This window comes from Piscinibacter gummiphilus (assembly GCF_002116905.1).
GTDB classification, from domain to species: Bacteria; Pseudomonadota; Gammaproteobacteria; order Burkholderiales; family Burkholderiaceae_C; genus Rhizobacter; species Rhizobacter gummiphilus.
Genome location: NZ_CP015118.1, coordinates 1,651,765 through 1,669,877 on the forward strand (window position 1 = coordinate 1,651,765; position 18,113 = coordinate 1,669,877).

The 18,113-nt window shown below is 72.1% G+C and carries 15 protein-coding genes; 8 read left to right on the forward strand and 7 right to left on the reverse strand.

All coding sequences use genetic code 11. From position 1 onward, the window contains the following. Window positions 1-69: 69 nt before the first annotated feature. From A4W93_RS07435 to A4W93_RS07450, 4 genes are all read right to left on the reverse strand, one after another. A complete protein-coding gene (locus tag A4W93_RS07435) occupies window positions 70-2,217 on the reverse strand; it encodes a TonB-dependent receptor (RefSeq protein WP_157131612.1) in 2,148 nt (715 codons plus the stop codon). 143 nt (window positions 2,218-2,360) lie between these two features. Beyond that, complete coding sequence (locus A4W93_RS07440; RefSeq protein WP_085750014.1) at window positions 2,361-3,056, reverse strand: response regulator transcription factor; 696 nt, start codon at window positions 3,054-3,056, stop codon at window positions 2,361-2,363. A 193-nt stretch (window positions 3,057-3,249) separates the two neighbouring features. Further along, complete coding sequence (locus A4W93_RS07445) at window positions 3,250-5,946, reverse strand: ATP-binding protein (RefSeq protein WP_169726514.1); 2,697 nt, start codon at window positions 5,944-5,946, stop codon at window positions 3,250-3,252. Window positions 5,947-6,021: 75 nt separating this feature from the next. Next, window positions 6,022-7,410 carry an 8-oxoguanine deaminase gene (locus A4W93_RS07450; protein ID WP_085750016.1) on the reverse strand — a complete coding sequence of 463 codons (1,389 nt, stop codon included), beginning with the start codon at window positions 7,408-7,410 and terminating at the stop codon, window positions 6,022-6,024. A 122-nt stretch (window positions 7,411-7,532) separates the two neighbouring features. Between A4W93_RS07450 and A4W93_RS07455 the strand changes: the two genes are divergently transcribed. Genes A4W93_RS07455 through A4W93_RS07475 form a run of 5 tightly spaced genes read left to right on the forward strand, consistent with a single transcriptional unit; the run spans window position 7,533 to window position 12,579 of the window. After that, on the forward strand, window positions 7,533-8,495 hold the full coding sequence (locus A4W93_RS07455; RefSeq protein ID WP_085750017.1) for an aliphatic sulfonate ABC transporter substrate-binding protein: 963 nt from the start codon (window positions 7,533-7,535) through the stop codon (window positions 8,493-8,495). 23 nt (window positions 8,496-8,518) lie between these two features. Beyond that, window positions 8,519-9,304, forward strand: a complete 786-nt coding sequence (locus A4W93_RS07460; RefSeq protein ID WP_085750018.1) for an inositol monophosphatase family protein — start codon at window positions 8,519-8,521, stop codon at window positions 9,302-9,304. 55 nt (window positions 9,305-9,359) lie between these two features. After that, the gene (locus A4W93_RS07465) at window positions 9,360-9,953 is read left to right on the forward strand and encodes a cysteine dioxygenase family protein (protein ID WP_085750019.1); all 594 of its coding nucleotides are present in this window, start codon (window positions 9,360-9,362) and stop codon (window positions 9,951-9,953) included. Then, on the forward strand, window positions 9,950-11,524 hold the full coding sequence (locus A4W93_RS07470) for a rhodanese-related sulfurtransferase (protein ID WP_085750020.1): 1,575 nt from the start codon (window positions 9,950-9,952) through the stop codon (window positions 11,522-11,524). Before A4W93_RS07465 ends, A4W93_RS07470 begins: the two co-directional genes overlap by 4 nt. A 53-nt stretch (window positions 11,525-11,577) precedes the next feature. Beyond that, window positions 11,578-12,579: an aromatic ring-hydroxylating oxygenase subunit alpha gene (locus A4W93_RS07475; protein WP_085750021.1), complete on the forward strand. Its 1,002-nt coding sequence runs from the start codon at window positions 11,578-11,580 to the stop codon at window positions 12,577-12,579. On the opposite strand, the gene A4W93_RS07480 is transcribed toward A4W93_RS07475, so the two are convergent. Continuing rightward, entirely contained in the window at window positions 12,580-13,023 is a 444-nt protein-coding gene (locus tag A4W93_RS07480) for a MarR family winged helix-turn-helix transcriptional regulator (protein ID WP_085750022.1), read from the reverse strand. 76 nt (window positions 13,024-13,099) lie between these two features. Between A4W93_RS07480 and A4W93_RS07485 the strand changes: the two genes are divergently transcribed. Further along, window positions 13,100-13,885, forward strand: coding sequence for a siderophore-interacting protein (locus tag A4W93_RS07485; RefSeq protein WP_085750023.1), 786 nt, complete (start codon window positions 13,100-13,102; stop codon window positions 13,883-13,885). Between the two features lie 19 nt (window positions 13,886-13,904). On the opposite strand, the gene A4W93_RS07490 is transcribed toward A4W93_RS07485, so the two are convergent. Continuing rightward, window positions 13,905-14,897: a sensor domain-containing diguanylate cyclase gene (locus A4W93_RS07490; protein WP_169726515.1), complete on the reverse strand. Its 993-nt coding sequence runs from the start codon at window positions 14,895-14,897 to the stop codon at window positions 13,905-13,907. 173 nt (window positions 14,898-15,070) lie between these two features. On the opposite strand from A4W93_RS07490, the gene A4W93_RS07495 reads away from it, so the two are divergent. Further along, window positions 15,071-15,646 carry a flavin reductase family protein gene (locus A4W93_RS07495; RefSeq protein WP_085750025.1) on the forward strand — a complete coding sequence of 192 codons (576 nt, stop codon included), beginning with the start codon at window positions 15,071-15,073 and terminating at the stop codon, window positions 15,644-15,646. Between the two features lie 93 nt (window positions 15,647-15,739). On the opposite strand, the gene A4W93_RS07500 is transcribed toward A4W93_RS07495, so the two are convergent. Next, window positions 15,740-16,726: a ribonuclease T2 family protein gene (locus tag A4W93_RS07500; RefSeq protein ID WP_237357721.1), complete on the reverse strand. Its 987-nt coding sequence runs from the start codon at window positions 16,724-16,726 to the stop codon at window positions 15,740-15,742. Between the two features lie 69 nt (window positions 16,727-16,795). Here A4W93_RS07500 and A4W93_RS07505 point away from each other — a divergent pair, with 69 nt between their 5' ends. Then, entirely contained in the window at window positions 16,796-17,971 is a 1,176-nt protein-coding gene (locus A4W93_RS07505; RefSeq protein WP_085750026.1) for a TolB family protein, read from the forward strand. Window positions 17,972-18,113 lie beyond the last annotated feature (142 nt).

An 18,113-nucleotide genomic window follows, 5' to 3' on the forward strand; every position in this document is an offset into this window, starting at 1 on the left:
ATGCATCGGCGCACCGCTGCGGTCATGTCCCCCAGGGTGCGCCCGGGACCTGAACGAAGGAGGGGGGCGTCAGTAGTCGTAGCGCGCGGTGAACATCAGCGTGCGCGGCGGGTTGTAGTAGACGGCGTGCACGCCGTAGACCGGGATGCGCGTGTGCAGCAGCGCGTACGACTTGTCGAACAGGTTGCGCACGCGCAGCGAGAAGGTCCAGTGGCGCGACGGGTCGATGAAGTTCGCACCGAGGTTCACGTAGGTCTGGTCCGGCGCCTTGAGCTCCGGGGTGTTCGCGACGTCGGTGTACTGGGCCTTCAGGTATTGCAGCGTGGCATCGAGGTTGGCCTCGGCGCCGTTCGAGAACGGCTGGCGGTAGCTCAGGGTGGTGCCGAGCGTGACCGGCGGTGCGTTCGGCAGGTCGTTGCCCACGTAGTCGCGCGAGGCCTGGCCCGTCGGGTTCGCGAACTCGTCGAAGCGCGACTTCAGCAGCTCGAGCGACAGGGTCCAGTCGACCTGGGCGCTCAGTTTCGCAGCCATGTCGATGTCGACCCCGTACGTGCGGGCCTTGCCGGCGTTCACGAGCACGGCGTCGGGCACCGTGACGCCGCCGATCACGAGGTTCGTGAGCGCCGCGAGGTAGTCGCGGTAGTCGTTGTAGAAGAACGCGACGTTCGCCGAGAGGCGGCCGCCGAGGAACCGGCCCTTGGCGCCGCCCTCCCACGTGGTGACCCGTTCGGGGTCGGTGGGGGTCTGCGCCGAGATCACCGATTCCGCGGCGCGGTTGTAGCCGCCGAACTTCGCGCCCTGGGCGATGCTCGTGTAGAGGTACAGGTCGGGCGACCACTGGTGGTCCACGCCCAGGCGCGGCAGCAGCCCGGTGTCCGACGTCGACAGCCCGTCCACTGAGTACACCGGCACGAGCGTGCCCGTGTTGTCGGTGCGGGCGAACGCGTTCGCGGCCTTTTGCCGCGTGTGGTACAGGCGCAGCCCGCCGATCACGCCGGTGCGTTCGTCCACCGCCTGGCGGGCCTGGCCGTACAGCCCGAGGTCCTGCGTCTCCTGGTGCGTGCGCGCATCCGAGTGCACGAGGCCCGCGGCGGGGTAGGCGTCCACGCCGCGCTGGAAGTCGAAACGGTCGGACACGAACATCGTGCCCACGGTCCACTGGCGTTTCGCCTCGCGGCCCTGCAGCTGGAACTCCTGCGTGAAGGCCTGCTGCTCGATGCGCTGGGACATCACGTACTGCGGCGTCGCGAGCCCGCCGAAGTCGGCGATCGTGGGGTCGTCCGTGTAGGCCCGGTAGCCGGTGATCGAGCGGAACATCAGGCCGTCGCCGAGCAGCGACTCGACCTTGAGGGACGCCCCGCCCGCCTGGCGTTCGAACGCACCGGGGCCGGCCGGGGTGTAGGTCACGCGGGGCGGGCCGCCGGCGGGGAAGTTGGCGGTGTTGGTGTCCGAGCCGTCCTTCAGCCCGTCGATGGCGAGCACGGCGCTGGTGGTGTCGCTCGCGGCCCAGCGCAGCTTCGCGCGGAACTGGGTGGCGTCGATGCGGTTGACGTCGGTGTCGAGCGTGGCGTTGCGCGCATAGCCGTCGTTCACCTTGCGCGAGAACGCGATGCTCGCCGACAGCGGCCCGTCGCCCAGCGGGCCGTTGGCATAGCCCCGTGCCTCGAAGGCGTCGAGGTTGCCGACGCCCATGGACAGCCAGGCGTTGGTGTCCGCAGACGGATCGATCGAGATGTAGCGCACGGCGCCGGCGGTGGCGTTCTGGCCGTACAGCGTGCCTTGCGGCCCGCGCAGCACCTCGATGCGTTCGATGTCCGGCAGGTCCCACAGCGCGGTGGCGTAGCCCCGGATGAGCGGCACGTCGTCGATGTAGATGCCCACGGCCTGCGCCATCGCCGGGGACGACACCCCCACGCCGCGGATGCCCACCGCCTGCGGCATGTTGCTGAAGCCGTTGGGCACGGACACGCCGGCCACCAGGCCCACGAGGTCGTTGAGCTGGGTGATGCCCTTGCGCTCGATCTCCTTCGAGTCCACGACGCCCACCGACACGGGGGTCCTGCGCAACACGTTCTCGACCCGTTCGGCGGTGACGGTGACCTCCGGCAGCGAAACCGGTTCCGCCGCGCCCTGGGCCGCGGCCCAGGGCGCCAGCAGGGACGCGCAGCCGGCGGCGACGGTCGAGGGGAGGAAACGGCGGGGCACGTGGGCGGTCATGGTGGCATCGGGACAGGGAAGGTGGTGGCGCACGGCGATCTGCACCGGGCGGCATCATGAGGGAGGGGGCCTGTCAATCGCCGTGAAATCTTGTGAAGGGCGTGAACCGGCACGCCCTTCACGAGCTTCACGACCCCCGGCGCTCAGCTGGCGAGCGGGCTCGGCTGCGTGAACACCGAGGCCGCGAACGGCCGCCCGGTGTCCTCGGGGAGGCGGCTCTCGTGCGGGACGGTGTCGTCGACGAGACCGCGGCCGGCCGCCACCGTGACGGCATGGGTGCGGCTGCGGGCGTCGAGCTTGCCCATGATGGCCTTCACGTGGGCCTTCACGGTGCCCACCGCGATGTCGAGGTCGGTGGCGATGGCCTTGTTGCACTGGCCCCGCGCCAGCAGGCGCAGCACGTCGACTTCCCGCGACGTGAGCGACTCGCGCGTCAAGCTGTCGGCCATGCGCTGCGCCACGGTCATGCACAGGTAGCGTGCCCCGTTGCCCAGCGCCCGCACGCAGCGCACCAGCTCCTCGGTGTGGCAGCTCGTCAGCAGGTAGCCGTGCACGCCCGATTCGAGCGCCTGCCGCACCTCGTGTTCGCGGTCGTGCACGGTGACCACCATCAGCCGCGTGGGGGCGGGGCGGCCGGGGCGGGGCGGGCGCGTGCGGGCCTCGGTGGCCAGGCGCAGGCCGCTGCGGTAGTCGGCGATGACGACGTCGGCCGGGCCCGTGTCGGCGGGGCGGACGTCGATGCCCGGCTGGGCCTGCAGCGCGTGCAGGGCGCCGGCCGCGATCAGCGGTTCGGCATGCTCGATGTGGACGATCAGGGGTCGGGATGCAGTGGTGTCCATGGGTTCTTCTCCTGTCTCGCGGGACGGGGCGATGCGCCGTGGCGCCCGCCTGCCCGCCGGGGGCTTGTCGGTTCTTCTCGGGTGTGGCGGGAAGAACCCGAAACTGCCGGGAGGTCCGACCACATGGACGAATGATCGGCGGCGGCCCCTCGGACCGCACGTGAAAAACGGTGAATCGGCGACAGGGTTCCGTTCAGCCGAGCAGCGCGCGCGCTTGACGGAGGTCGGCGGTGCCGTCGCCCTGCGTGAAGCGGTCCAGCACCGCGGCGAGCGCCGCGAGGTGCGCCGGGGACCGGTTCCATCGGGCAAGGCTCGTGGCGGTGCGCAGCTCCCACGACAGCGCCCCCTGCGCCCGCGCGACGGCGAGGGAGCGGTCGAACAGCGCACGGGCGGCGGCGAGGTCCCCCTCGGCGAGGTGCCGTTCCGCCACCCGCCGGAACACCTCCGCGGCGCCCCAGCCCACGTCGCCGCGGTCGTGGCGGGCGAAGGCCTCGGCGGTCGCGAACACGTCGGAGACGGTGGCGAGGGAATCCAGTTCCTTCAGGCTCCCGGGTTTCACCTCGGGGACCGGCGCGCCGGGGTCGTCGATCCGCGCGAGCGCGATGCCGTAGTGGTGCGCCCACGACTGCCAGTACGGCGACGAGTGCCGCCGCGCATGGTCGGCGAGGCGCTGCACGTGGTGCCGGGCCGCGTCCAGGTCGCCCCGCCAGAGCGCGAGCGGGCACAGCGACGACCCGAGCATCTGCGCGAGGGCATAGGGGTTCTCGGACTCGGCGAGCGCGAGCCCGGCCTGCGCGACGGTCCACGCCTCGTCCACCCGGCCCTCGATCCAGAGCGAACGCGACAGCACGATGCGCATCGCCACGCCGCGCGGGCTCAGCATCACGTAGCTGAGCGGGGCGCGGTCCGACGGCGCGTCCAGCACCCGTTCGACGAGCTGCCGCGAGCGCGCGTGTTCGCCGAGGTAGTGCGAGGTCATGCCCACGAGGCGGTCGGCCATCAGCCGGGTCATCGGGTTCCCGGACTCGTCGGCGAGGCGCCCGATGGCATGCGCGGCGGCGAGCGCCGCGTGGTAGTCGCCGGTGCCGTACGCGCGGCTCCAGACCCCGTGGAACGGTGCGACGCGGTGGGTGGGATCGCCGAGCTCGTTCGCGAGGTGGCGGGCCCGGTCGAACCCGGCGGCGGCGTCGACGGGGGCGACCGACTGCGAGCCGAGCATGCTCCGCGTGGTGAGCAGGCGCAGTTCCATCGCGGGGTCCTGCACGTGGCGCAGCGCGCGGTCGACCCACGGGCGGTACTCGTCGAGCAGGCCCATCTCGCCCATCAGCAGCGTGGCCGAACCCGTGAGTTCCACGCCCAGCGCGAGGGTGTCGGGCTGGGCGAAACACCAGGCGACGGCGGCGCGCACGTCGTCGACCAGGCGGGCGTGGGCCACGAGCCAGTCGCGGCGCGCGACGTCGTACCGCCCGCGCTCGGACTGCACCAGCACGTGGTGGAGGTGACGGGCGTGGCGGAGGTGGGCATCGCGGGCATGGGGGCCGGCGGCGAGCTTCTCGGCGGCGTAGTCGCGGGTGCTGACGAGCAGGCGGTACAGCGGCGCGGTGCCGCGGCCGTCGGTCGACACGAGCGACTTCGAGACGAGGTTGAGCACGGCCGCCGTGCGGTCCTCGCCGGCCACCGCCACGGCGGCGTCGAGCGGGAACGCGCTGCGGAACACCGAGAGCTGGTGCAGCGTGTCGCGCTCGGACGGGGGCAGCAGGTCGTGGCTCCAGTCGAGCATCGTGCGCAGCGTGCGGTGGCGCGGCTGCGTGGGCCGGCGGCCGCTGCCCAGCAGCCGGAGCCGGCCGCCGAGCTGCCGGGCGACGTCCGCGAGGCCGAGCGTCTCCACGCGCGCCGCGGCGAACTCGATCGCGAGCGGGATGCCGTCGAGGCGGCGGCACAGGTCGCGCACGAGTGGTGCGTTGCCGTCGTCCAGCGTGAACGACGCGGCCCGTTCGACGAACAACTGCACGGCGGGCCACGCGAGCGCGCCGGTGGCGGTGAGTCCGTCGCCGTCCGGCGGGATCTCGAGCGCGGCGACGCGGTGCACCGACTCGCTCTCGGCCTGCAGCGGCTCGCGGCTGGTGGCGAGGATGTGCACCGAGGGTGCGAGGCGCAGCAACTGTTCGGCGAACGTGGCGACGGCCTCGACGAGGTGCTCGCAGTTGTCGATGACGAACAGCAGGTGCCGGTCGTGGAGGAAGGCCGCGAGCGGCGGGAGCGGATCGTCGCGCGGCACCGACAGGTCGAACAGCGCGGCCACCGCGGCCGGCAGCAGCCGCGGGTCGGCGACCGAGGCGAGGTCGACGAAACGCACGCCGTCGCGCCACAGCGGCAGCACCGACTCCGCCAGCGCGAGCGCGAGCGTGGTCTTGCCCATCCCGCCGGGGCCGGTGATGGTGACGAGGCGGCGCGAGGGCACCTGGGCGGCGAGGTGGCGCAGCGCGTCGTCGCGGCCGAACAGCCGGGTGGTGCGGGCGGGCAGGTTGTGCGGTGCGATGGGCACGGGCGCCGCGGCATGCACCGGTGCCACGAAGCGGTAGCCGCGGCGGGGCACGTTGCGGATGAAACGTCCTTCGGCCGGGTCGTCGCCCAGCGCCTTGCGCAACGCGGCGATGTGCACCCGCAGGCTCGTCTCGTCGACCACCGACCCGGGCCACACACGTTCGGTGAGTTCGTCGCGGCTGACGACGTCGCCCGCGCGTTCCAGCAGCGCGATCAGCAGTTCGGTGGCGCGCTCGCCGAGCGGCACGCGCCGGTGGCCGTCGAGCAGCAGGCGTTCGGCGCGCAGCAGCCGGAACGGACCGAAGGCCCAGGCCGTCTCGTGGTCCCGCGTGCCCTGTGGCGACATGGCTGGTGGAGTTGGGTGAACGTGGTGGTGCCGGTTCCATCGCCCCCGGCTGGCGGGCGCCATTCTACGGAGATGTCAGCCGGCCACCAGTCGGGCCGCCAGCCGCTCGTGCCGTTCGATCAGCACCGGCAGGTCGACGCCGGTCGGCTGGCCGTCGCGCACCACCACGCGGCCGTTGACGACGGTGAAGGCGGCGCGCGGGCTGCCGCAGAACAGCAGCGCGGCGACCGGGTCGTGCACCGCGCCGCCGGCGAGGCGGGGCGAGCGTAGGTCGAACACGGCGAGGTCGGCCGCCATGCCGGGGGCGAGGTGGCCGATGTCGTCCCGGCCGAGCACGCGCGCCCCGCCGCGCGTGGCCACGGCGAGGGCGTCGCGGGCGGTCATGTCGCGCGGGCCGTGGTCGCAGCCGAACGGCTCCAGCGAGCGGCGCACCCGGGCGACGAGCATCGCCTGGCGCGCCTCGTCGAGCAGGTGCGCCGCGTCGTTGCTGGCGCTGCCGTCCACCCCGAGGCCCACCGGCACGCCGGCATCGAGCATCGCGCGCACCGGGGCGAGGCCGGAGGCCAGCCGCATGTTGCTGCACGGGCAGTGGGCCACGCCGGTGCCGGTGGCGGCGAAGCGGCCGATGCCGTGGGCGTCGAGCTTCACGCAGTGCGCGTGCCACACGTCGTCGCCGAGCCAGCCGACGCTCTCGGCGTATTGCGTGGGGGTCATGCCGAACGTGGCCTGGCTGTAGGCCACGTCGTGGTCGTTCTCGGCGAGGTGGGTGTGCAGGCGGGCACCCAGCGAGCGGGCGAGGGCGGCCGAGTCGCGCATCAACTCCCTGCTCACCGAAAACGGCGAGCAGGGTGCCGCGGCCACCCGCACCATCGCGAAGCGCGAGCGGTCGTGATGGCGCTCGATCACGCGCTGCGTGTCGGCGAGGATGTCCGCTTCGCTTTCGACGAGGTGGTCCGGCGGCAGGCCACCCGCGCTTTCGCCCACGCTCATGCTGCCGCGCGTGGGGTGGAAGCGCATGCCGGTGACGGCGGCCGCGGCGATGGTGTCGTCGAGGGTCACGCCGTTCGGGTACAGGTACAGGTGGTCGCTGCTGGTGGTGCAGCCCGACAGCAGCAGCTCGGTCATCGCGAGCTGCGCGGACACGTGGGCCATCTCGGGGGTGAGGCGCGACCAGATCGGGTACAGCGTGCGCAGCCAGCCGAAGAGCTCGGCGTCCTGCGCGGCGGGCACCGCGCGGGTCAGCGACTGGTACATGTGGTGGTGCGTGTTGACGAGGCCGGGCACGACGGCGTGGTGGCGGGCGTCGATGACTTCGTCGGCGGTGGCGGGCAGCGCATGGGACGGGCCGATGGCCTCGATGGCGGGGCCGCGGACGAACACGCTGGCGTCGTGCCATTCGGTGCGGTCGTCGTCCAGGGTGGCGACGACGCGGGCGTTGCGGATCAGCAGGGTGGGTTCGGTCATGGTGGCTCCCGCTTGCAAGTGCCGGGCCCGAAACGCATAAGCAAAGGCGGAGAACTTCGTTTTCCGCGCGGACCGGCGGCCGTAGTGTCTCAGCCTTCCGTCATCGAAGTCCCGAGGCCCCCATGTCCGACATCTTCCAAGGCGCGCTGCGCCGCCGCCACCTGCTGCTCGCCGGCGCCGCCGCACCGTTCGCCTCCGCATTCGCGGCCGACCCCGAGAAGGTGCGCGTCGGCTTCCAGAAGTCGTCCACGCTGACCATCCTGCTCAAGTCGCGCGGCACCCTCGAGAAGGCGCTGGCGCCGCTGAACGTGTCGGTGCAGTGGCACGAGTTCACGTCGGGCCTGCCACTGCTGGAAGCCCTGAACGTGGGCGCGGTGGATCTGACCGCCGACGTCGCCGACGCGGTGCCGCCGTTCGCGCTCGCCGCCGGCGCGAAGCTCACGTACTACGCGATCGAGTCGCCGTCGCCGCAGGCCCAGGCCATCGTCGTGCGCAAGGACTCGCCCGTCAGCAGCCTCGCCCAGCTGAAGGGCCGGAAGGTCGCGTTCGCGAAGGGCGCCGGCGCGCACTACCTGCTGCTCGAGGCGCTGGCCCAGGCCGGCCTGTCGATCAAGGACATCGAACCGGCGTACCTCACGCCCGCCGACGGTCGCGCCGCGTTCGAGAACGGCAGCGTCGCCGCGTGGGTGATCTGGGACCCGTTCCTCGCCGCCGTGCAGCGCCAGTCGAACGCCCGCATCCTGCAGGACGGCGGCAAGCTGTCGGCCTACCGCCGCTTCTACCTCGCCGCGTCGCCGTACGCGCAGCGCCGGGCCGACGTGCTCAACACGGTGTTCGCCGAACTGAAGAAGGCGGGCGAATGGGTCAAGGCCAACCCGGGCCCGGCCGCCGAATGGCACGGCCCGGTGATCGGCCTCGACGCCGCCACGGTGGAGGCCGCGAACCAGCGCCGCTCGTACCGTGTGCAGCCGGTGGACGCCGAGGCGCTGGCCGAGCAGCAGCGCATCGCCGACGCCTTCGTGCAGGCGAACATCATCCCGCGCAAGGTGGCGGTGGTGGAGTCACCTGTGTGGAAGCCGGCGTGAACGCGGGCCGCTAACATGACCGGATGACCTCCCTTCGCCACGACCAGGTGACCGCACTGATGCGTGCCGCCGCCGCCGACCTCATCGCTCCTCGCTTCCGCCGCCTGCAGCAGGGCGACGCGATCGAGAAGGCCCCGGGCGAGTGGGTGACCGTGGTCGACCGCGAGGTCGAGGCCCGGCTGACCCCGGCGCTGCGCGCGCTGGTGCCGGGCTCGCGGGTGGTGGGTGAGGAACAGTGCGCCGCCACGCCCGAACTGCTGGACCAGTTGGACGACGGGGTGGTGTGGCTCGTCGACCCGCTCGACGGCACGAACAACTTCATCGCGGGCCGCGAGCCGCTGTCGTCGATGGTCGCGCTGCTGGAAGGTGGCGAGACGGTGGCGGCGTGGATGCTCGACCCGCTGTCGGGCGTGATGCACCACGCCGAACGCGGGCAGGGCGCCTGGCGCGATGGCGAACGGGTGCATGCCCCCGAGGGCGCGGGGCTGCGCCGGGCCGTCGTCAAGACACGGTTCCTGCCCGAGGACCACAAGGCGCGCGTGGCGGCGTCGGCCGGCGTCGAGGTGCTTCCCGGCGTCAACTGCGCGGGCGCCGAGTACCCGGCCGTCGCGGCGGGTGGCTTCGACGCCGTGCTGTACTGGCGCACCCTCGCGTGGGACCACGCGCCGGGCACGCTGTTCGTGACCGAGGCCGGCGGCCATGCGGCCCGGCTCGACGGCACGCCGTACCGCGCGGGCGACCGGCGCCCCGGCCTGCTGGTGGCGCGCAGCCGTGCGGTGTGGGACACCGCCGCGGCCGCCTGGGGCTGACGCCGCCGTGCCGTGGTGAGATGATGGTCCCCCGACCCTGATCGAGACGGAAGTCATGTCCGACTGGCACCTCCCCGGCAACCCCGCCATCGCCGCGCCCCGGCCCGCGGCGCTCGGCCTGTTCGTCGACCGGCTGGACCAGCTGCTGTCGCGTGGCGCTGGCGAACCGGAGGTGCTCGCCTCGGGCAGCGCCTGGCTCGCCGAGCTGATCGCGTCCGACGACTGGCTGCCCGAACCCTGGACCCGCCCCGGCGAACGCTACCGCCAGTACCCGCTGCACGTGGACCCGGCCGGCCGCTTCTCGGTCGTGTCCTTCGTGTGGGGACCGGGCCAGGCCACGCCCATCCACGACCACCTGACCTGGGGCCTGATCGGCGTGCTGCGCGGCGCCGAGTTCTCGCAGGGCTTCCACTTCGCGGGCCGCCACGCGATGGTGCCGTCCGGGGCACCGGTGCGGCTCGAGCGCGGGCAGGTCGATGCCGTCTCGCCGAACATCGGCGACGTGCACCAGGTGCGCAACGCGTTCGACGACCGCGTGTCGATCAGCATCCATGCGTACGGGGCCGACATCGGCCGCGTCGAACGCGCCACGTATTCAGAGGACGGCACGCCCACGCCGTTCGTTTCCGGTTACTCGCAGATCCCATGAACATCTCCACCGTCACCCCCGCCCACGTCCGTTCCAAGCTCCTCGCCCGCGAGGAGATCGCCCTGCTCGACGTGCGCGAGGAGGATCCGTTCGCGCAGGCGCACCCGCTGTGGGCCGCGAACCTGCCGCTGTCGAAGCTGGAGCTGGAGGCCTGGGGACGGCTGCCGCGGCGCGACGTGCCCCTCGTGGTCTACGACGACGGTGAGGGTCTGGCCTTGCCCGCGGCGACGCGGCTGCGTGCCCTCGGCTACACCGACGTGTCGGTGCTCGCGGGGGGCCTCGCGGGCTGGCGCGACGCGGGCGGTGAAGTCTTCCGCGACGTCAACGTGCCCAGCAAGGCCTTCGGCGAACTGGTCGAGGCCGAGCGCCACACGCCGTCGCTCTCGGCCCCCGAGGTGAAGGCGCTGCTGGACGAGAAGGCCGACGTGGTGGTGCTCGACGCACGCCGCTTCGAGGAGTACCAGACCATGTCGATCCCGGGCGGCATCAGCGTGCCCGGTGCCGAGCTGGTGCTGCGCGTGCGCGACCTCGCGCCCGATCCGGCCACGCGCGTGATCGTCAACTGCGCCGGCCGCACGCGCAGCATCATCGGCACGCAGTCGCTCGTGAACGCGGGCATCCCGAACCCGGTGGCGGCGTTGCGCAACGGCACCATCGGCTGGACGCTCGCGGGCCAGTCGCTCGCGCACGGCCAGTCGCGCCGCTTCGCCGACGTGCCCGCGGGCGACCCCGCGGCCGCACGGGCTTCGGCCGACGACGTGGCGCGCCGCGCCGGCGTGGCCGTGATCGACGACACGCAGCTCGCGGCCTGGCTCGCCGAAGCCCATCGCACCACCTATCGCCTCGACGTGCGCACGCCGGAGGAATATGCGCGCGGGCACCGCCGCGGCTTCCGTGGCGCGCCGGGCGGCCAGCTGGTGCAGGAGACCGACGTGCACGCGCCCGTGCGCGGCGCGCGCCTCGTGCTGACCGACGACGATGGCGTGCGGGCCCGCATGTCCGCGTCGTGGCTCGCGCAGATGGGTTGGGACGTGGCCGTGATCGACGGCCTGGGTGGCGACGTCGAGACCGGCCCCGACGTGGCGCCGCGGCCGGACACTCCCGTGGTGCGCAGCGTCGCCCCCGTGACCCTCGCCGACTGGCTCGCCACCGGCGACACCGCGGTGATCGACGTCACCGCCAGCGCGAACCACGTGGCACGCCACGTCGCCGGCGCATGGTGGTCGCCGCGCTCGCTGCTGCCCGAGGCGCTGAAGGTCATCCCGCGCACCCGCCGCTACGTGGTCACGTGTGGCACAAGCCTGCTGGCCCGTTTCGCGGCCGACGACCTGAAGGCGCTGACGGATGCGGAGGTGTGGGTGCTCGAAGGGGGCAACACCGCGTGGTTCGCCGCGGGCCTGCCCGACGAGCAGGGCGAGGCACGCCTGGCTGCCCCGCGCGTCGACCGCTACCGCCGCCCGTACGAAGGCACCGACAACGCCCGCGAGGCGATGCAGGCGTACCTCGACTGGGAGTTCGGACTCGTGGCGCAGCTGGGCCGCGACGGCACGCACTTCTTCCGAGTGATCTGATCGGGTGTTCCGATCTGCAATCATCGGAGGGTTGTTGCCGTACCGACCTTCCGATGACCCCGAATGATCCCGTTCTCCGGAACGACTGGTTTCCCGTCGCCTGGAGCGACCAGCTGGCCGCTGGCGCTTCCCTCCCCGTGCGCCTCCTCGACGAGGAACTGGTGCTCTGGCGCCGCGCCGACGGGTCCGTGCACGTGTGGGACGACCGCTGCCCGCACCGTGGCGCGAAGCTGTCGCTGGGCCGTGTCGTCGACGACACGCTGACCTGCCCGTACCACGGCTGGCGCTTCGACGGCGAAGGCCGCTGCGTGCTCAAGCCGGCCCAGCCGTCCACGCCGTGCCCGCCGCAACCCATGGTGCAGATGTTCCGCGCGCAGGAGCGCTACGGCATCGTCTGGGTGTGCCTCGGCAAACCGGCGCACGACGTGGTGCCGTACCCCGAGTTCGCCGACACGCGGCTTCGCCACATCCAGGCCGGGCCGTACGCGGTGAACGCCTGCGCGCCGCGGGTGGTCGAGAACTTCATCGACATGGCGCACTTCTCGTTCGTGCACGAGGGCATCCTCGGCGCGGCCGGTGACACCGAGGTGCCGCCGTACGACGTGGAGGCCTTCGTCGACGACTCCGGCGAGGCGGGCGTGCGGGCGGTGGGCATGCGCGTCAGCCAGCCGCGGGCCAACCTGCAGGCCGAGGGGGCGTCCGACGTGGTCTACGGCTACCGCATCTCGCGGCCGCTGTCGGCCATCCTCACCAAGCAGGTGGTGGGCACCGAGGTGGCCGAGGCCATCACGCTGTTCATCCAGCCGATGACCGAGACCGAGTGTCAGGTGTGGATGATCTTCTCGGGCATCCGCTCCCCGGAGCCCGACGAAGCCGTGCGCGACTTCCAGGACACGGTGTTCGCGCAGGACCGGCCCATCCTCGAGTCGCAGCGCCCGAAACGCCTGCCGCTCGACGCGCGGGCGGAACAGGCGCAGCGGGCGGACCTGCTGGCCGCGCACTACCGGAAGTTCCTCCGGGAGCGGGGGCTGGTCTACGGGGTGATCCCGGCCTGATCAGTCGCCCAGGTTCTTCTGCAACCGCGCCAGCAGCGACGCGAGCTGCTCGCGCTCGTCCGGCGTGAAGTCGGCCACCAGCTTCGCCGACAGCTTGCGCCGTTCGGCCGCGATGCCCTTGACCACCTCGCGACCCTCCGCCGTGAGTTCCAGTCGCAGCTTGCGCCGGTCGGTCTCGTCGGGCACGCGCACCAGCAGGCCCGCGTCCTCGACCTGCTGGATCAGCCGGTTGATCTGGCCCTTGTCCCGGCCCGTGCGTTCGACGAGGTCACCCTGCGTGGAGCCCGGGTGGCGGGCGACGTGGTGGAGGATGCGGGCCTCGGTGGGCGCGACTCGGCGGCCGCCGGCCTCCGGTGAGCCGCGCATGACCCGCGCCTTCAGCGCGTGCATCAGCGTGTGGATCTGCTCCATCACGTCGGGCGGGGAATCGGGGGAGGTGGCCATGGTGAAGTCATTGTAGTTGACAGTGTCAACCGTTCGATCGCATACTTGGTTGACACTATCAACGAATCAGGAACCCATGGCCGATTCCCTCCTCGAAGTGCGCCGCGTGCGCCACGAACTCCGCCGCCGCCGCGTCCAGGTGAGCCGCGTGACGCGGCTGAGCCCGCACATCGTCTCGATCACCTTCACCGGTGCGGACCTCGCCGGCTTCACCAGCGCCTCGTTCGACGACCACATCAAGCTCATGCTGCCCGCGCCGGGCACCTCCGAACTGGTGCTGCCGGAGCTCGGGCCCGACGGCCCGTCGTTCCCCGAAGGCGCGCCGCGCCCGGTGATGCGCGACTACACCCCACGCCGCTTCGACGCGGCCGCGCTCGAGCTCGACATCGAATTCGCGGTGCATGGCGACGGCCCCGCCGCCACATGGGCCGCGCAGGCCCGGCCCGGCCAGGAGGTCGGCATCGGCGGCCCGCGCGGTTCGTTCCTGATCCCCGAGGCCTTCGACTGGCACCTGCTGGTGGGCGACGACGCCGCGCTGCCCGCCATCGCGCGGCGGCTGGAGGAGCTGCCCGCGGGCAAACGGGTCATCGCCGTGCTGGCGGTGGCGCCGGAAGACCGCCGCGAGCTGCCGACGAAGGCGGACGTGGCGTGGCACTGGTGCGAGCCGTCGGGCCTGGTCGATGCCGTGCGTGCGTTGAAGATCCCGGACGGCGCGGGCTACAGCTGGGCCGCGGGCGAGGCGAAGGCCATGGCCGCGGTGCGCGAGGTGCTGGTGGGTGAGCTGGGCCTGGACCGCTCACGCGTGCGTGCGGCGGCCTATTGGAAGCAGGGGGCGCCCGGGCACCACGAGCGCATCGAGTGAAACCCGCGCGCGCAGGCGGTCAGGGGAGCGGCTGTCCGATCACTTGGTCGCGCCCCTGTGCCTTCGCGAGGTACATGCGCGCATCCGCCACCTTCATCAGCTCCACGACGCTGTTCGCGTGCGCGGGGAAGGTGGCCACGCCGAACGAGGCGGTCAGGCGCAGCGACGATCCCTCGATGGGGATGCGCACGTCCGCGAGGGCGGTGCGCCAGATCTCGGCGCGTTCGATGGCGCCGTCGTGGCCCATGCCCATCAGCAGCACCGCGAACTCCTCGCCGCCGAGGCGGAAGGCGAGGTCGCCCGAGCGCGTGGTCTCGCCGAGCAGGGCGCCCACGGCCTTCAGGGCCGCGTCGCCCACGGGGTGGCCGTGGTCGTCGTTGACGCGCTTGAAGTGGTCGATGTCGAGCATCACGAGCGACAGCATCGCGCCCTGGCGCCGCGCCCGTTCCATCTCGCGTTCGGCCACCTCGACGAAGTGGCGGCGGTTGTGCACGCCGGTGAGTTCGTCGCGGATGGCCTGCTCGCGCATCTGCGCGTGCAGTGCCTGGATGTGGGCGAGCTGCGCCTCGAGCCGCTCGTTGGCGCGGCGCAGGTCCTGCTCCGCGCGCTTGCGCTCGGTCACGTCGCGCGTGATGCCGAAGTAGCCGATGTGCAGGCCCGCGTCGTCGAACACGGGCACCGAGACGGTCTCGATCCACAGGCGGGCGCCGTCCTTGCGGAAGAACTCGCCGGTGTGACGCAGCGGGTGGATGTGGGCCAGCGGGTTGTCTGGGGTGCCGCGCTGCGCGGCGTGGGTGAGGATCTCGGCCCGGTACTCGGGTGTCATGAACTCCATGACGTTGCGGCCGTGGATCTCCTCGCGCGCGTAGCCCATCATGCGGCACATGTTGTCGCTGATGTGGACGAAGTGGCGCTCGACGTCGGTTTCCCAGAAGCTGTCGCCGCTGGCGTTCACCATGGCCAGGAGGCGGGCCTCGGTGATGGGACGCGGATCGGTGGGACGGTCGCTCATGGGGGAACAGGGGGCACGGCAGGGAGAGACGGGCCGGATCGGCGCCGTGGCTGCCATTACAACACCGCCGTCGTCGCGAAGGCACCCCCGCAGGTGGGGCCAACGGCCCCTCCGAGGCGTGCATCACGGTCCGCGGAGACAATCGTCCGGCACTTCTCCACACCGGATCGATCATGAGCCCCCATTTCCAACCCGTCGCGCTCGAACACGCGAGCCGGCTGATCAACCACGGCCCCACGGTGCTCGTGACCAGCGTCCACGGCGGACGCCGCAACGTGATGGCCGCGGCCTGGTCGATGCCGGTGGAGTTCACGCCACCGCGCATCGCGGTGGTGATCGACAAGAGCACCTTCACCCGCGAGCTGGTGATGGCCAGCGGTGCGTTCGCCCTGTGCCTCCCGGGCGCGGGGATCGTGGACCTGACCTACGCGGTGGGCAGCGACAGCGGGCGCGACACCGACAAGTTCGAACGGCTCGGCATCGCGGCCCGGCCGGGGCCGGTGCTGGGCATGCCCGTCATCGAGGCGGGCTGCGCCGCGTGGCTCGAATGCCGGCTGATTCCCGAACGGCACACGGAGGCCGCGTACGACACCTGTTTCGCCGAGGTGGTCGCGGCGGCCGCGGACGCGCGGGTGTTCTCGAACGGCCGCTGGCACTTCGGGGACGACAACGCGGCGCTGCAGACCATCCATCATCTCGGGGCGGGCAATTTCGTGCGCGCGGGCGGGGTGTTGCGGGCGAAGGCCTGACCCGGCCGATCGGAAGACGGGGATCAGGGGTGAAGGGCTCGGGGCCGATTGTCCGCGGGCGCCGGTCCGCCTTCATCCCTTGGTTTGATGACGTCAGCGGCCGCCGGCCTCCACCAGGATCTCGTCCCCGCGGCACTCCTTCGAATCGGATGGCCGCATGGCGGGCAGCGTCGGTCCGAGCAACTGGTCGAGCGATCCGCCTTCCTTGAAGTCGACGGGCAGCTTCACGCGCACCTCGAACAGCTGCTTGTTCGTGCACAGCAGCGTGATCGCGTTCGCCGCTTGCGGCCGGCCCGTGTCGGCCACCACGCGTTCGTAGAAGGCCTTGCGCGAGATGGCCCCGCCGGCGTTCGTCGCGATGTAGCGGCCGGCGGCGGACGCGTCGAGGGTCTTCACCGCGGCCACGGCGCGGCGGAAGTACGTGTCGTCGTCCATCGGCGTGCAGGTGCCGTGCTTGTTCCATTCGTGCCGGCCGAAGGCCTGCTCGTACTGGAAGTTGGGCATCCACGGGCGGACGAGGGCGAGGGTGTCGGGCCGCAGGTCCAGCTGCGGACCGGGGCAGGCGCCGTAGCGGGTGCCGCACGACTGGCGGTTGGGCCACAGGCCGTGCAGCGTGAGGTGGGTCACCACCAGGCGGCGGTCGGCGAGGCGGTCGCACTCGGGTTTCGTGCCCTGGTACTTCACGTGTTCGCAGAAGCCCGGCTGCCACGAGACGGCGAGCACGTAGCTGTCGAACTCGCCAGCGATGTTGCACTGCCCGCCACCGCCTCGCGGTGCCGCGGCCGCCGCCTCGACGGACGCCGTGCCGCAGTCGGCGGCCACCCAGCGCTGGGACCCGGCCACGTCGATCCGCAGCCAGCGCCGGTCGGGCCCGTTGACCTCGCGCACCGGGTAGGCCGTGCCCGGCGCCGTGCGCACATCGCCCGGGTTCGTGCCCTTGCGGAAGGACTGGAAGGCTTCGCACGAGCGGGTCGCGGTGAAGGTGCCGGAGGCGGGTTCGCTGGCCGAGGCGATGGAGGCGGCGAACAGCAGCGCGGTCGGCAGCGTGCGCGTCATGGCGCGGAGGAGGGCGTGGGGCATGGCCGCGGATGCTACCGTGCCGCCCGGCGCTAACATCTCGCTCCGGGACCAGATTCAGGGAGGGAACCCATGCGCACGCTGTCCATCGCCAACGGCGAACTGTGGTTGCACGCCGAAGGCACGGCCTCGCGGCAGATCGAATCGCCCTTCGCAAAGGAGCTGATCGAACGTGCGGCCCAGAGCCGCCGCAACACCGGCTGGAAACACGCACCGCGCGAGGGGCAGAGCGGCGTGATCCCGTCGAACAGCCTGTGGGGCCGGCGCTCCGGAGCGGACGCGGGCCCGATGCAGGTGCGGTTCCTGCACGCGTGCCGTGCGGCCGACGACGACTCGCTGTACTACGTGCTGTCGGTCGGTGACACCACCGGCGTGTTCCGCCGCCACCTCGCCGAGGACCGTGAGGTGCGCCTGTTCCACCGCGCCGGGTGGGAGTGCGAGGGCTTCGCGTTCAACGCGGACGACCGGCGGCTCTTCATCGCGTCGCGCAACACCGACGGCACGGCCCACGTCGAGGTGTACGACGAGGACGGCAACCGCACCGGCGTCATCACCGATGGCGACTGTGTCGACGCGTCGCCGTCGCTCGTGCCCGGGCGCGGCAAGACCGTCGTGTACCAGTCGAGCGGGGTCGCGCGCCATGCGCAGGGCGGGCACCTCGTGGCCATCGGCCATGCGTGCATCAACATGCTCGACTACGGCTCGGGCCGGCTCGACACGCTGCTCGACGACCGCCACCACGACTTCGTCGGGCCGCGCATGGACACCCAGGGCCGCCTGTTCGCCATCCGGCGTCCGGCCGACAAGCCGGTGCACCAGCGCGCCGGCACCGCGCTGTCGGACACGCTGCTGATGCCGTTCCGCCTGCTCAAGGCCGTGTTCGGCTACCTGAACTTCTTCTCGATGGTGTACGGCAAGGAGCCCCTGCGTTCGTCCGGCGGGCCGCGCACCCCGGAACTCGACCAGGACCTGGGCCAGCTGTGGCTGCACGGCCGCATGATCGAGCTGTCGAAGGTCAAGGCCGACCCGCAGCACGGCGGCTACCTCGTGCCGCGCAACTGGGAACTGGTGCGCATCGACCGCCCGGGTGATGCGCCGGAGGTGCTGGCCCAGCACGTCGCCGGCTTCGACATCGACCGCCGCGGCAACGTGGTGTGGACCAACGGCTACGACATCTTCACGCTGATCGACGGCGCCCGCTGCGGCGTGGCGCGGCAGCAGCAGGTGGCCTCGGTGGCGGTGCTCTGAGCGGCGGTTGAACCGCGTGCTCCACGCGAACGGGGCCGAAAGACGTTGAGTTCGCGCGCGGTTGCTCGTACGATATGACCGGTCATCTTAAGGTCCGTGCGTCCCGCACCTCGTGAACATGCCTGCCGCTTGCCCACACCGC

Excerpts from the sequence above, each read along its gene's own strand:
- A4W93_RS07435 (WP_157131612.1), bottom strand. The coding sequence starts at position 2,217 with ATGACCGCCCACGTGCCCCGCCGTTTCCTCCCCTCGACCGTCGCCGCC.
- A4W93_RS07440 (WP_085750014.1), bottom strand. The coding sequence starts at position 3,056 with ATGGACACCACTGCATCCCGACCCCTGATCGTCCACATCGAGCATGCC.
- A4W93_RS07445 (WP_169726514.1), bottom strand. The coding sequence starts at position 5,946 with ATGTCGCCACAGGGCACGCGGGACCACGAGACGGCCTGGGCCTTCGGT.
- A4W93_RS07450 (WP_085750016.1), bottom strand. The coding sequence starts at position 7,410 with ATGACCGAACCCACCCTGCTGATCCGCAACGCCCGCGTCGTCGCCACC.
- A4W93_RS07455 (WP_085750017.1), top strand. The coding sequence starts at position 7,533 with ATGTCCGACATCTTCCAAGGCGCGCTGCGCCGCCGCCACCTGCTGCTC.
- A4W93_RS07460 (WP_085750018.1), top strand. The coding sequence starts at position 8,519 with ATGACCTCCCTTCGCCACGACCAGGTGACCGCACTGATGCGTGCCGCC.
- A4W93_RS07465 (WP_085750019.1), top strand. The coding sequence starts at position 9,360 with ATGTCCGACTGGCACCTCCCCGGCAACCCCGCCATCGCCGCGCCCCGG.
- A4W93_RS07470 (WP_085750020.1), top strand. The coding sequence starts at position 9,950 with ATGAACATCTCCACCGTCACCCCCGCCCACGTCCGTTCCAAGCTCCTC.
- A4W93_RS07475 (WP_085750021.1), top strand. The coding sequence starts at position 11,578 with ATGACCCCGAATGATCCCGTTCTCCGGAACGACTGGTTTCCCGTCGCC.
- A4W93_RS07480 (WP_085750022.1), bottom strand. The coding sequence starts at position 13,023 with ATGGCCACCTCCCCCGATTCCCCGCCCGACGTGATGGAGCAGATCCAC.
- A4W93_RS07485 (WP_085750023.1), top strand. The coding sequence starts at position 13,100 with ATGGCCGATTCCCTCCTCGAAGTGCGCCGCGTGCGCCACGAACTCCGC.
- A4W93_RS07490 (WP_169726515.1), bottom strand. The coding sequence starts at position 14,897 with ATGAGCGACCGTCCCACCGATCCGCGTCCCATCACCGAGGCCCGCCTC.
- A4W93_RS07495 (WP_085750025.1), top strand. The coding sequence starts at position 15,071 with ATGAGCCCCCATTTCCAACCCGTCGCGCTCGAACACGCGAGCCGGCTG.
- A4W93_RS07500 (WP_237357721.1), bottom strand. The coding sequence starts at position 16,726 with ATGCCCCACGCCCTCCTCCGCGCCATGACGCGCACGCTGCCGACCGCG.
- A4W93_RS07505 (WP_085750026.1), top strand. The coding sequence starts at position 16,796 with ATGCGCACGCTGTCCATCGCCAACGGCGAACTGTGGTTGCACGCCGAA.